General features: G+C 74.1%; 8 protein-coding genes. 2 read left to right on the top strand and 6 right to left on the bottom strand.

Going from position 1 to position 13,395, the window contains the following annotated elements; genetic code table 11:
- The first annotated feature begins 210 nt into the window (after positions 1–210).
- Complete coding sequence (locus ACQ5SO_RS16600; RefSeq protein ID WP_430942746.1) at positions 211–1,458, top strand: hypothetical protein; 1,248 nt, start codon at positions 211–213, stop codon at positions 1,456–1,458.
- A 46-nt stretch (positions 1,459–1,504) separates the two neighbouring features.
- On the opposite strand, the gene ACQ5SO_RS16595 is transcribed toward ACQ5SO_RS16600, so the two are convergent.
- The 3 genes from ACQ5SO_RS16595 to ACQ5SO_RS16585 form a co-directional block, all read right to left on the bottom strand.
- Complete coding sequence (locus ACQ5SO_RS16595) at positions 1,505–3,916, bottom strand: plasma-membrane proton-efflux P-type ATPase (RefSeq protein WP_430942745.1); 2,412 nt, start codon at positions 3,914–3,916, stop codon at positions 1,505–1,507.
- On the bottom strand, positions 3,913–5,046 hold the full coding sequence (locus ACQ5SO_RS16590) for an alpha/beta fold hydrolase (RefSeq protein ID WP_430942744.1): 1,134 nt from the start codon (positions 5,044–5,046) through the stop codon (positions 3,913–3,915). The genes ACQ5SO_RS16595 and ACQ5SO_RS16590 overlap by 4 nt, the downstream gene beginning before the upstream one ends.
- 164 nt (positions 5,047–5,210) lie before the next feature.
- The gene (locus ACQ5SO_RS16585; protein WP_430942743.1) at positions 5,211–5,882 is read right to left on the bottom strand and encodes a TetR family transcriptional regulator; all 672 of its coding nucleotides are present in this window, start codon (positions 5,880–5,882) and stop codon (positions 5,211–5,213) included.
- 124 nt (positions 5,883–6,006) lie between these two features.
- On the opposite strand from ACQ5SO_RS16585, the gene ACQ5SO_RS16580 reads away from it, so the two are divergent.
- Positions 6,007–8,043: an FAD-dependent oxidoreductase gene (locus ACQ5SO_RS16580; RefSeq protein ID WP_430942742.1), complete on the top strand. Its 2,037-nt coding sequence runs from the start codon at positions 6,007–6,009 to the stop codon at positions 8,041–8,043.
- A gap of 273 nt (positions 8,044–8,316) precedes the next feature.
- Here the strand turns inward: ACQ5SO_RS16580 and ACQ5SO_RS16575 are convergent, their stop codons facing one another.
- The 3 genes from ACQ5SO_RS16575 to ACQ5SO_RS16565 all read right to left on the bottom strand — a co-directional run bounded on the left by ACQ5SO_RS16575 (position 8,317) and on the right by ACQ5SO_RS16565 (position 13,248).
- Complete coding sequence (locus ACQ5SO_RS16575; RefSeq protein ID WP_430942741.1) at positions 8,317–10,332, bottom strand: glycosyltransferase family 2 protein; 2,016 nt, start codon at positions 10,330–10,332, stop codon at positions 8,317–8,319.
- Positions 10,333–10,598: 266 nt separating this feature from the next.
- A complete protein-coding gene (locus ACQ5SO_RS16570; RefSeq protein ID WP_430942740.1) occupies positions 10,599–12,851 on the bottom strand; it encodes a methyl-accepting chemotaxis protein in 2,253 nt (750 codons plus the stop codon).
- Positions 12,852–12,996: 145 nt separating this feature from the next.
- Positions 12,997–13,248: a MoaD/ThiS family protein gene (locus ACQ5SO_RS16565; protein WP_430942739.1), complete on the bottom strand. Its 252-nt coding sequence runs from the start codon at positions 13,246–13,248 to the stop codon at positions 12,997–12,999.
- Between the last annotated feature and the right edge of the window lie 147 nt (positions 13,249–13,395).

Raw genomic sequence — 13,395 nt, 5'->3', positions numbered from 1 at the left:
GGGGGGGGGGGGGGGGGCGGGGGGGGGGGGGGGGGGGGGGGGGGGGGTTTGGGGGGGGGGGGGGGGGGGCGGGGGGGGGGGGGGGGAAAAACCCCCCCCCCCCCCCCCCCCCCCCGGGGCCGCGCCCCCCGCCGCCGCGTCCGCCGCCGACCGGCCGCCCCGCAAGCGGCCGCTGCTGCCCACCCTGCCCCTGGCCCGCCGGGGCAAGGCATGAGCGCCGCCGCCTCGCCGCGCCCGCGGGCGTCCCGCGCCCGCCGCGCCGCCCGCCTCGCGCTCTTCACCCTCGCCCTCGCCCTTGCGGCGCCGGCCGCGCCCGGCCCGGCACGCGCGGCCGACGGCGCACCCGGCCTGCTGAGCGCCGCGCGGGCCGAGCGCGCCGCCGCCGGGCCCGGGGCCGGGGCCGGGACGGGGGCCGGGGCCGGCGACGCGCGCGCCGCGCCGCACCTGCGCATCGGCGTGCGCGGCGACGCGCCGCCGTTCTCCTACCGCCGCCGCGCCCTCTCGGCGTCCGAGAAGGCGGCGGGCGGCCCCGCGGATCCCGATGATTTCGGCGGCTACGTCGTCGACGTGTGCAAGCAGGCCCTGGCCCGGATGCCCGCCGGCGCGCCGGCGGAGTGGATCGAGGTCTCGGCCGCCGCGCGGATGGACCTGCTGCGCGACCAGCGCATCGACGTTCTGTGCGATCCCAGCACCCTGACCGCCCGGCGCCTGTCGCACCCCGAGCTGATGGCCTCGCAGCCGATCTACCTCTCGGGCGTCGGCTTCGCCTCCCACCCCCCGCGCGAGGACGGCTGGAACCGGTTCTGGCCCTGCCGCGGCGCGGTGATCGGCGTGGTCGACGGCACCACCGCCGACCGCCCCGGCGTGCGGGTGATCCACGAGGCGCAGGGCTTCGAGGTGACGCCGCAGGGCATCCTGGGGGATTACCGCCTGCAGCGCGCCCCGGGCTGGGAGGAGCTGTCCCCCCGCCACCAGGCGCGCCTCGTGGAATGCGCCGTCGCTGCGCGCGAGGCGGGCGAGCCGGTCTGCCCCGAGGGGGTGGAGCCGGTCGACGCCGTGCTCGGCGGGCCGACCTGTCCGTTGGCGCCGAAGCCGCTGGTGCAGGCGTTCGAGAGCCACGACGCCCTCGCCGCCGCGTTCTGCGCGGACGAGGTCTACCACTATGTCGGCGACGTGGAGATCGTCAGCCGCATCCTGTTCGACCGCGGCGGCTGCCCGTTCCAGATCCAGCCGCACACCTTCACCGAGGAACGCTACGCCATCTACGTCAACGCCTTCGGGCCGGACGCGGCGCAGAGCCGCCTCGCCGTCGCCTTCCTGCGCAGCCTCGCCATCGCCATCCACCGCGGCCGCCGCTCGGCGCTGGTCGACGCGTTCGAGGCGAATTTCCAGGGGGCCGAGATCTCGCCCACCCTCGACGTCTTCATGTGGAGCGTGGTGGCGAAGGAGGGGAACTGACGCCCCCCTCCCCTGCCCGCACGCCCGGCGCACCCCCCGCCGCGCCTCAGCGCCCCGCCGCCGCGTAGGCCACGCGCTTGAGCACGTCCGTCAGCAGGAACCAGGCCAGCGCCCAGCCCCAGGCCGCGGCCGCCCATTCCCAGGGCAGCGGCGTCATGAACACCCCCGCCAGCGCGATGATCGTGGCGAGCACCTGCGTGCCCACCACGGCGCCCAGCAGCGCATTGGACGGGCGAGAGGACCAGAACGGCCCCTCGGTCCGCGCCAGGAACACCGTCAGGTGCCCGGCCACGGACAAGAGCAGGTACATCAGCGTCTGCACCTGGTCCCGCGGCAGCGCGAACTCCCGCTCGGCGATGTAGAAGAGGCCGAAGGACGCGATCGGCCCCGCGGCCCCGAGGACCGAGGCCGCCCCCAGCACCCGCCTCATGTTCCAGCGCACCGGGCCGGGCGCGGCCTCGGCGTTGTCATAGGCGATGGACAGGATCGCGCCGTCGTTCAGCAGCGCCAGCATCACGATCATCACCGCCGTCAGCGGGTAGAAGTCGAAGGCGAGGATGGCGAGCGCCATGAACAGCAGCACCCGCAGCGTCTCGGCGATGCGGTAGATGGCGTAGGCGTTCATCCGCTGGAAGATCCGCCGCGCCTCCTGCGCCGCGTCGACCACGACCGACAGGCCCGGATCGGTCAGCACGATGTCCGCCGCCGCCCGCGCCGCGTCGGTGGCGCCCGAGACCGCGATCCCGCAATCGGCCTTCTTCAGCGCCGGGGCGTCGTTCACCCCGTCGCCGGTCATCGCCACGATATGCCCCCGGCGCTGGAGCACGTCGACGATGTGGTGCTTGTGCTCGGGGAACACCTGGGCGAAGCCGTCGGCCCGCTCCACCGCGTCGTCCGAGGCGGCGCGCTGGTGGTGGCGCACGTCGCCCAGCGCCTCGGCGTCCAGGATCCCGTCGCCAAGGTCGAGCGCGCGGGCGGTCTCCTTGGCGATGGCGAGCTGGTCGCCGGTGATCATCTTCACGTCGATGCCCATGGCGCGGGCGCGGGCGATGGTCTCGGCCGCGCTGTCGCGGGGCGGGTCGAACAGCGGCAGCACGCCCAGCATCCGCCACGGCCCGTCCCCGTCCGCCTGCGCGACGCCGAGCGCGCGGAAGCCGCGGGCGGCGAGGGCGTCGATGCGGGACTGCTCCTCCTCCAGCGCGTCGCCCGAGAGGTTCGCCATGGCGGCGATCACCTGCGGGGCGCCCTTGGCCACGCGGATGCGGCCCCGGGGGCCGTCCGCCTCGGCCTCGGTATGCTTGGACACCGGGTCGAAGGGCTTGAAATGCGTGACGTGCCAGCCTGTCAGGTCGGGGATCTGCGCCCCCAGCACCGCCGCGTCGATGGCGTCGCCCCCCTCGGGGCGCGAGGCGAGGGCGGCGGCGCGCAGCACGTCGGCCTCGGACGCGCCGCCGAGGCATTCCGCCGGGCCGAGGGTCAGCTGGTTCAGGGTCAACGTCCCGGTCTTGTCCGAGCAGAGCACGTCGGCGCCCGCGAGCTCCTCGATCGCCGTCAGGCGGCTGACGATGGCCTGCTTCTTCGCCAGCAGCCGCGCGCCGACCGCCATGGTCACCGACAGCACCGTCGGCAGCGCCACGGGGATGGCGGCCACGGTCAGCACCAGCGCGAATTGCAGCACCTCGAGCGCCGGATCGCCGCGGAACAGCGAGGCCAGCACGATCACCGACACGAGGCCGAGCGCGAAGAGGATCAGGAAATGCCCGATCTGCCGCACCGCGGTCTGGAAATGGCTCGGCGCCTGCGCGTCCTCGACCAGCCTGGCGGTGCGGCCGAAGAAGGTGCCCTCGCCCGTCGCATGGACCAGCGCGTCGAACTCCCCCTGCCGCAGGATCGAGCCGGAGAAGGCCGCGTCCCCCCGTCCCTTCTGCGCCGGCAGCGACTCGCCGGTCAGCGAGGACTGGTCGAGCTCGGCCTCCCCTTCATCGAGGATCCGCACATCCGCCGGAACCACGTCGCCGAGGCGCAGGTGGACGATGTCGCCGGGGACCAGTTCGGCCGCCGGGACCTGCCGCCAGGCGCCGCCGCGGCGCACCCGGGCCACGGCGGCGAGGCGCGAGCGCAGGGCGGCGATGGCGTCGCCGGCCTCGCGCTCCTCGTACCAGCCGATGAAGCCGTTGGCGCAAAGAAGGGTGACGATGATCGCGCAATCCGCCCAGTGCCCGGCAAGGGCCGAGAGGAGCGCGGCGATCTCGATCATCCACGGGATCGGGCCCCAGAAATGGCGCAGCAGCTTGCGCAGCGCGCTCTCCTGCTTCTCGGGCAGCGCGTTGGGGCCGTAGCGCGACAGGCGTTCGGCGGCCTCGGCGTCGGTCAGCCCCTCGGGCCCGGCGCCGAGGCGCGCCATCGCGTCCTCCAGCGGCAGGGTCGACAGGTCGGGGGTTTGGGCGTCGGCGCTCATCCCGCGTCCCCCTCGCGGCAGAGCCAGGCGGCGATCTTCGGCCAGGCGTCCTTCAGGGTGCGCGAGCCCATGAACAGGCCGATATGCCCGCCCGGAACCAGCGCCTGCTCGATGTTGTCCTGCGGCGTGCCCAGCAGGTCCTTCGCGGCGAAGACCTGTTCCTTCGTGGTGATGTCATCCCCCGCCCCGGCCAGCAGCCAGGCCGGGCAGGTCACGTCCCGAAGCGACAGCTTGCGCCCGAGGCCGATGAAATCGCCCCTGGCGAAGCGGTTCTCCTTGAACAGAAGCTCGATGGCCTGGAGGTAATAGGCCCCCGGCAGGTCCACCGGGTTCTCGTACCACCGCTCGAACCGCTCGGTGCGCTCGATGTAGCAGTCATCCTCGATATGGGCGTAGAGGTCGAGATACTTCAGAAGGTATTGCTGCGCGGGATGCATGTTCTTCCAGCCCGCCAGCATCGCCCGCCCCGGCATCCGCCCATCCCCGGCGGCCACCAGGTCGCGGTAGAATTCGATCGGGGTGTCATGGGCCATGGCGCGGATCGGCCCGGTCCCTGCATCGGTGTCGATGGGCGACCCCGCCAGCGTCAGCGTCGCCGCCTTGCCCGGGAAACGGGCGGCGAGCATCGCAGACATCCAGCCGCCCTGGCACAGGCCCACGAGGTTCGCGCGCCCGCCGAGATCGTCCACCACGACGTTCAGCTCGGCGAGATAGGTGTCGATGGAAAAATCGCGCATCTCGGGCGTCGCGGTCTTCCAGTCGGTCACGAAGACCCGCTGCACGCCGCCATCGAGCAGCGCCTCCACCAGGCTCTGCCCCGGGGCGTAGTCGGCGATGGTGGAATCGTGCCCCGCATAGGGCGCGTCGACGATCACCGGGACCGCGTCCGCCCGCGCCCCGGGGCGCGAGAAGTCGCGCAGCCGCATGGTCGGAAGATCCAGCGCCACGCGGTTCGGCGTGGCCCATTCGGGCGCCGGCGGGTCGGTGATCTCGGCCGCCTCCTCGAGGAAGCGGATGTTCTCGTTGAACAGCTCGAGCCCCGCCCGCCCCATCTCGATCCCCGCGGCGAGGGGCCAGAAGAAGGGCACGGAATGCTCGGTTTTCGGGGTGCGGGGGGTGTTTTCGGTCATGGAGAGCCTGCCGGGACGCATCGCGTCCACGCTGGGGGAGACCTGGGCGTTTCCATTTTATGGTTATGCATCCCAGCTAAGCATGACGCCGCGTCCGCGCAACGCCGCCGAGCGCGCCATGACGGCGCAGCGGCCAGCGGCCCGCGCGCCGGGCGGGGGCCGCTTCAGCGCCCCTGCAGCCGGGCCTCGAACCGGGCCAGCTCGGACGCCGTGGGCGCGGCGCCGCTGAAGGTCTTCACATAGGCCGGGATCCGCGCGAGGCGGGTGGGCAGGTCCTCCGCCGCCTGCATCGAGATGTAGCCGATCTGCGTGAGGTACATGGTCCGCGCGCGCACGTCCGCCTCCCCCGGCGCGAAGCCGCGCGCCTCGAACATCGCGCGGATGGCCGAGAGGCGCGCCGCGTCCGCCGCCTCGATGCGCGCCGCGACGGCCGCGTCGCGATGCGCCCAGCCGCGGATCGCGAAATCGAGGCGGGATTCGAACGCGCCCCCCGGCAGGAAGGCGCCGATGACGTTCAGCACCGCCTCGGGCGCGGTTTCGGCATAGGCGGCGCAGGCGTCCCGGATCGCGCCCGTATTGGCCGCGTCCCAGTCGTCGAGCAGCGCCGCCAGCAGCGCCGCGCGGTCCTTGAAGAACCAGTAGAAGCTGGTGCGCGACAGGCCCAGCGCGGCCGAGAGCGGGGCGATCTTCACCGCCTCGACCCCGCTGTCGACCAGCGCCGCGCGGGCGGCGTCCAGCCAGCCCTCGCGCGATCCGCGCCAGCCCCCGGCCCTGTCCGGCGCCTCGTCCGGCGCCTCGGCCGAAGCGGGCGCATCCTTGTCGGTCCCTGTCTGCATGGGCCGGACCCTAGCCGCCCGCGGGCGTGCCCGCAAGAAAACTCGACGCCCCCGTCTTCAAACTTGACGGATGTGTACATTTCCCGTGATGCTGCCCCCGACACGCCAGCCAGGGAGTCGCCCCATGTCCGCCGATCCGCTCCTGCAGCCCTACCAGCTCAAGCACCTGACGCTGAAAAACCGGCTGATGATCACGAGCCACGAGCCCGCCTATCCCGAGGACGGGATGCCCAAGGCCCGCTACCGCGCCTATCACGAGGAGCGCGCGCGGGGCGGCGTGGCGCTGACGATGACCGCCGGGTCGGCCTCGGTCAGCCGCGACAGCCCGCCGGTGTTCAACAACATCCTCGCCTGGAAGGACGAGGTGGTCGGCTGGATGAAGGAGCTGACGGATTCCTGCCACGAGCACGACTGCGCGGTGATGATCCAGCTGACCCACCTTGGCCGCCGCACCCGCTGGGACAAGGCCGACTGGCTGCCCACCGTCGCCGCGGGGCATGACCGCGAACCCGCGCACCGCGCCTTCGCCAAGAAGGCCGAGGACTGGGACATCGCCCGGATCATCGAGGATTACGCCGACGCGGCGGAGCGGATGAAGGCCGCGGGGCTCGACGGGATCGAGCTCGAGGCCTACGGGCACCTGCTCGAGCAGTTCATCTCGCCGCTGACCAACCAGCAGGAGGGGCCCTATGGCGGCGATCTCGACGGCCGGTTGAAGATGATGTTCGACGTGCTGCGCGCGATCCGGTCGCGCGTGGGCGAGGAGTTCATCGTCGGCGTGCGCTACGCGGGCGACGACATGCTCCCGGGCTCGATCACGGCGGAAGAGGGGATCGAGATCTCCCGCCGCCTCAAGTCCTCGGGGCTGGTCGATTTCCTCAACGTCGTGCGCGGGCATATCGACACCGACCCTGGGCTGACCGACCTGATCCCGGTGCAGGGGATGCGCTCGGCCCCGCACCTTGATTTCGCGGGGGAAATCCGCGCCGCGACCCAGTTCCCCACCTTCCACGCCGCCAAGATCCAGGACGTGGCGACGGCGCGTCACGCGATCGCGGAAGGCAAGCTCGACATGGTCGGCATGACCCGCGCGCACATGGCCGACCCCCATATCGTCGCCAAGATCCTGCGCGGCGAGGAGGAGCGGATCCGGCCCTGCGTCGGCGCCAATTACTGCCTCGACCGCATCTACCAGGGGGGCATGGCGCTCTGCCTGCACAACCCCGCCACGGGGCGCGAATTGCTCGAGCCGCAGGAGGTGCAGAAGGGCGATGCCCGGCGCAAGGTGGTCGTGGTCGGCGCCGGTCCCGCGGGGCTCGAGGCCGCGCGGGTGGCCGCCGCCCGCGGGCACGCGGTGACGGTGCTCGAGGCCGCCGACCGCCCCGGCGGGCAGGTGCGGCTGACCGCGCGCACGAAGCGGCGGGCCGAGATGCTGTCGCTGGTCGACTGGCGCTTCGCGGAGGGTCAGCGCATGGGCGTGGCGTTCGAATTCAACACCTATGCCGAGGCGTCGGACGTGACCGCCCTGTCCCCCGACGTGGTGATCATCGCCACCGGCGGGCTGCCCTTCACCGAGATCCTGGAGGAGGGGAACGAGCTGGTCGTCTCGGCCTGGGACATCCTGTCCGGCGACGCCGCGCCGGGGCGCAACGTGCTGGTCTATGACGACGCCGGCGATTTCGCGGCCCTGCAGGCGGCGGAGCTGATCGCCGAGGCGGGCGGGTCGGTGGAGATCATGACCCGCGACCGCACCTTCGCGCCCGAGGTGATGGCGATGTCGCTGACCCCCTCGATGCGCGAGCTGCAGAAGCGCGGGGCGCGGTTCACGGTGACCTGGAAGCTCGACGGGGTGAGCCGGTCGGGCAACGGGCTCTCGGCCCGGATCGGCAGCGATTACGGCGGGGTCGAGGAGCGGCGCGAGGTCGACCAGGTGGTGGTGAATCACGGCACGCGGCCGCTGGACGAGCTCTATTTCGAGCTGCGGGACGGGTCGACCAACCTCGGCGAGGTGGATTACGGCGCGCTGATCGAGGGGCGGGCGCAGGAGGTGGTGCGCAACCCCGCGGGCGCCTACCAGCTGTTCCGCATCGGCGACGCGGTGGCGGCGCGCAACACCCACGCGGCGATCTATGACGCGCTGCGGCTGGTGAAGGCGGTGTAAGGCGGCGGGCGCGGCGCGCAGGGGCGAGCGGCCCTCGGGGGCGTCGAGCCCCCTCGGCCCGCGCGCGGACGGGGCCGCGCGGCGCCCGGCGGCGGCGGGGGGACCTGGGGTCGCCTCGGCGGCGGGCGAGGAGAACACGGGGCCGCGCCCGGGTCCGAGGCCGGAGCCCTGGCCGGGGCCTTTGCGGGGGCCGTTGCGGCGTCCGCTCGCCGGCGCCGTGGGCCGCCGTCCCCGGGGGCCCGCGCCATCCGTCTCCCCCGCCCGGCCGCGGCCTCAGCCCGGGGGCGCGTCGGTCCAGGCGTTCTCCAGGATCCAGTCGCGCCGCTCCCGGAACGGGGACCTCGGCGCGATCTCCCGGATCCGGGCGGCATGGGCGGCGCAGCAGGCGGCGTGAAGCGCGGCCAGCCGCCCATCCGCCATCAGCCGCGCCAGCGCCGCCCGGAAGGCGGGCTGCTGGCGCGAGAGGTCGGAGCTGCGCGCCTCGAACCGGTTGCGCAGCCGCCAGTAGCGCTGCGAGACCATGCGCCCGCCGACCACCACGTCGCCGCGGTCCATCTTCACGAGGTAGGAGTCGAGCGCCCGCAGCGGGTAATGCTCGAGCGAGACCAGCCCGTAGGTTCCGCGCACATCGACGCCGTTCACCTCCGGGTCCTCCAGCAGCGCGGCGAGGGGGCGGCCAGAGCCGTCGAGCCAGCGCACATCCCCGGGCAACCCGCGGAAATCGGGGCGGTGGTTGCGCAGCCGCGCCAGCTTCGGGCCGGTGCGCACCAGCGTCTTCACCCCGCGCATCGCCCGGCGGGCGCCCGGGCTCTCGCTCTCGTGCCCCGGGAACTGCGCGGTCACCAGGCCGGGGACGAAGCGCAGCCGCCCGTTGCTGCCATGGGTCAGCTCGCTGATCGAAAGCGCGTCGAAGGGCCCCGTCTCGGCGTAGAGGGCGGCGAGCGATCCGTCCCCGAGGCGCACGTTGATGAACTCGTCCACGTCCATCGAGATCACGTAATCGGCCCGCTGCACCTCGGGCAGATGCGGCGCGAGGGCGAGGGCCGCGGGCTGGTAGTTGCGCTGCCTGAAGGCCAGCGCCGGGTTCGGCAGGCGGCGGCACAGGCCCATCGCCTCGAGCCGGTCGAGCAGGTGGTCGGTCCCGTCGGTGCAATGGTTGGTGAAGACGGCGATCTCGTCCACGCCGATGGCGCGGTGCCAGGCGATCCATTCGAGGATGAAGGGCCCCTCGTCCTTGATGCAGGTGACGATGGCGGTGCGCGGGCGCCCCGGCGGGCCGGGCCGGGCGCAGGGATCCGCGGCGGCGGTGGAGGCGCGCGCGGCGGCGGGGGGCGGGTCGGGGCGCAGGAACACCCGCACGCTGGTCGCCCGGCGGACCGGCTGCAGGCGCAGCCCCGCGTCGTCGAGGCTGCGCATGATCCGCTGCGCGGCGTCGGGGCCGTAGACCTTCGGGTGAAGCTCCAGCACCACGGCGCGCAGGCCGGACAGGTCGAGGCGGTCGAAGAGGCCGAGCTCCGCCCCCTCCACGTCGCAGGCGAGCACGGTGGGGCGGTGGCGGGCGAGCAACGCGCCGAGGGGCAGCAGCGGGACCTGCGCCGTCCGCTCCCACGGGCGCGAGTCCGGCTCCATCGACGAGGCCCAGAAATCGCGGCGCAGGTAGAAGGGGATGGTGGGCGCGCCGTTCGGGGCGGGGGCGGCGACCTGGACTGGGGCGCCGTAGGCGCCGCCGGGGGCCGCCACGCCAAGTCCCTCGCTGCCTTCCGGCCCTTGCAGACCTTCCGGGCCTTGCGGGGATGGCGCGATCGCGTGCGGGTCCGCGGCGCCGGGCCCCTGCGGCCAGGACCCGTCCCCGCCGGAGGTTCCCGCGCCGGGCCTCGCCGCCTCGGCCTCCCCCCGGCCCGGCGCGACGGCGCCGTGGACGATCTCCGCCGTCGCGACCCCGTTGAGCCGGTGGGTCCGGGCGATGACGGGGAGCAGGTCCGGGTTCGCCTCGACCACCACGACCCGCTCGACCCCGTCCTGCAGCGCGGCCATGGCGGAGACGAGGCCGAGCCCGCCGCCAAGCTCCAGCACCCGGTCGCCGGGGCGCAGAAGGGCGGCGAGGGCGCGGCGCTCGCCCTTCTCGTAGCGGCCCTTGCGCAGGGCCTTCTCGATCCGCCGGGTGACGATGCGCGGGTCGAGCGGCAGGCGCAGGCCGTCGATCTCGATCACCCCGGGCGCATCCGGCGCGGCGGGGTCCGGGGCGGGGCGGGAAGGATCGCCGGGGGATCGGGCGGGGCTGTCGGACATGCGGCGGGACGGCTCGGGTTGCGGGGCGGCGCGCGGGATGCGCGCGCGGGATCCGGCCGAAGCCTAGGGCGCCATGGTGAACAAGGCGTTGCCCGAAGCGCCTTGCGCCGAGGCCGGGGACGCGAGGGGCGGCGGCGCGCGGGCCGGGGCGCCGGGCGGCGGTGCGGGACGTCCCGCCTGCCCTGCCGCCCGCCTGCCCTGCCGCCGCCCGCCTGCCCTGCGGCCCGCCTGCCCGGCCTTGCCCCGCGGCGCCGACGCCGCCCCGGTTACTCCGCGGCCACGACCGCGGCGCGGCCCCGGTCGCCGCCGGAGAGGTTGAACGCGCTCACCAGCGCGCCCAGCCGTTCGGCCCGCTGGGTCAGCCGGTCGGCCGAGGACGCGCTCTGGTCCGCCAGCGCGGCGTTGCGCTGGGTGGCGCTGTCGAGGCCCTGCATCGCCTCGGCCATCTGCGCCACGCTGTCGAGCTGGTCGCGCATGCTGCGCGAAATCTCGCCCACCGTGCCCGCGACCGAGCGCACCGCGCCCTCCAGCTCGACCAGCGTCTCGCCCGTCCGGTGCACCAGCCGCACGCCGTCGCCGACATGGGCCGAGCTTTCCTCGATCAGCTTGCGCACCTCCTCGGCCGCGTCGGCGCTGCGCTGCGCGAGCTGCCGGACCTCGGAGGCGACGACGGCGAAGCCCTTCCCGGCCTCGCCCGCCCGCGCGGCCTCCACCGCCGCGTTCAGCGCCAGCAGGTTGGTCTGGAAGGCGATGCCGTCGATCACGTTGACGATGTCGCGGATGTTGTTGGAGCTTTCCTCGATCCGGGTCACCGCGGTCACCGTCTCGGCCACCGTCGCGGCCCCCAGCGCGGCCCCCGAGGAGGCGGCGTCGGTCAGCCCCTCGGCCTCGGAGGCGCGCGCGGCGGCGCCCTTCAGCGCCCCGCCGAACTCCGCGATCGTGGCCGACATCTGCTCCAGCGCCGCGGCCTCGGTCTCGGTGCGCGAGGCGAGGTCGCGCGCGCCCTCGGAGATCGGGCGCGCCTCGAGGCTCACCTCCTCGGAGGCGGAGGCGACTTCCTGCACCGTGTCGCGCAGCTTGGAGATCGAGCGGTTGAACCCGTCGCCCGCCTCTGCGAAGCGGCCCGCGAACCCGCCGGGGATGCGCGCGGTCAGGTCGCCCTCGGCCATGGCGTCGAGCGCGTGCGACAGCTCGGAGATGAACCGCGCCACCGCCTCGCACAGCGTGTTGAACCCGCGCGCGGCGGTCGAGGTGAAGCCCATGTCGTCCACCGCCTGGACCTTGGCGTCGAACTCGCCCGCCTTCACCTTCTCGATGGCGGTGAGGAAATCGGTCTCCAGCCCGCGGATGCCGGTGACGTCCTCCATCTCCAGCACCACCCCCGCATCGCCGGGCAGGTAGGCGAGCCGCAGCTCGAGGATCCGGGCGCCGACCTTCAGCTCGATGGCCGAGCGTCCCCCGGTCTTGGCGCGGACCGCGCCCACGCCCTCGGCCTTGCGCGCGGCGGCGACGAGGGGGCGGAAGTCGAGCTCCGCGACCTTGCCTTGCCCCGCGGCGAGGCCGCCGCGCACCGCCGGGTCGATGCCGTTCCAGAGCTTCGCGAAAGCGGGGTTGGCGACCATCGCGCGGCCCGCCGCGTCCACCACCATCATCGGCGTCAGGCTGTTCTCGATCGCCTTGCTCGCGGCCAGCTGCACCTCGGCGGCGGCGCGGAAGGTGTTCAGCCCCTCGTCGAGCTCCCGCAGCTCCCGCAGCCGGGCCCCGATGGCGATGGGGCTGTCGGCGTCGCCCGCGGCGAGACGGCGCGCGGCCGCGGTGGCGGCGGCCAGCGGGCGGGCGACGGCGCGCGTGAGCACCACGGCGAACACCCCCGAGACGAGAAGCGCGAGGCACCCGAAGCCCAGCACCAGCAGGTTGGCGAAGCGCGCGCTCTGCTCGGCCGCGACCAGCCGGGCCACCAGCCCCTCGCCGCCCCGGGCCAGCGCCGCCGCGTTGATCTGCGCGACCTCGCCCAACGCGCCGTGCAGGCGCTCGGCCGCCGCGTCGAAGCCGCCCATCATCCGGTTGCCGCCATCCGCGCCGTCGGCGATGTAGGCCTTCGCCATCGCCCGGCCCGCGTCGTAATAGGCGGGGAAGGCGTCCTCGACCCGCGCCACGGCGTCGGCCAGCTCGGCCAGGCCCAGCCCGCCCGCCAGGCGGCGCGCCTCGGCCGCGTTCTTCGCGAAGTCCTGCGCCTGCGCCTCGGCCGCGACGAAGCCGTCGTCGAGCCCGTCGCGCCCGCGCGTGGCGGAAATGTCGGTGAGCCATTGCTGGACCTGGATCACGTTGATCTGCAGGTCCTTGAGGGTCAGGGCCAGCCTGACCTGCGGCCCGACGAGGCGCTCGGCCGCGACCTCCGCCTCGACCGCGTTCCGTTCGGCCTGCAGCGCGCCCCATTCCGAGGCGGCGAAGATGCCCAGCACGGTCGCGACGACCGCGGCGAGCGCGAGCCGGATCACGGCGGAGACGGAAGAGAACATGGCGCACCCGGAAACAGAACGAGGATGCGCGCACCATTCCCGAAGAAGACTGACAAGGCGTGAACCGCGCCCCGCGCGGCCTGCGGCCCGGCGTCCCGCCCTGCCGCTTGCGCGCGGCGCGGGGGACGCGCCGGGCGGCGGCGGATCAGCCGCCCTTCATCTTCTGCAGCAGGAACACCTCGGCCCCCTCGGGCACCGGCATGTGCCTGGACCCGTTGACGATTTCCCCGTCGAGCGCGACCGAGACGCCGGCCTCGAACACCGGGCCGAGGCCGGGATGCTTCGCGACCACGGCGTCGAGCATGCCGCCGATGGTGTCGGCCTCGACCTCCACCACCTCGGCGCCGTCCGTCAGGCGGCGCAGGCCCGACCAGAGATTGACCTCGATCCTGCTCATCGGCGCGTGTCCCTTTTCGCTTGCCGGGCGCGGCGGTCCGCCGCCGCGCCCGGCCTTCATCAAGCCCGGTTCAGCCCCGCGCCTTCATCGCCTTCAGCACCTTGTGAGGCGCCATGGGCAGGTGGCGCAGCCTTGCGCCGGTGGCGG

The organism is Rhodovulum sp. DZ06 (assembly GCF_050586345.1).
GTDB lineage: Bacteria > Pseudomonadota > Alphaproteobacteria > Rhodobacterales > Rhodobacteraceae > JBOCEF01.
This window is presented reverse-complemented; position numbering and strand designations above follow the sequence as displayed.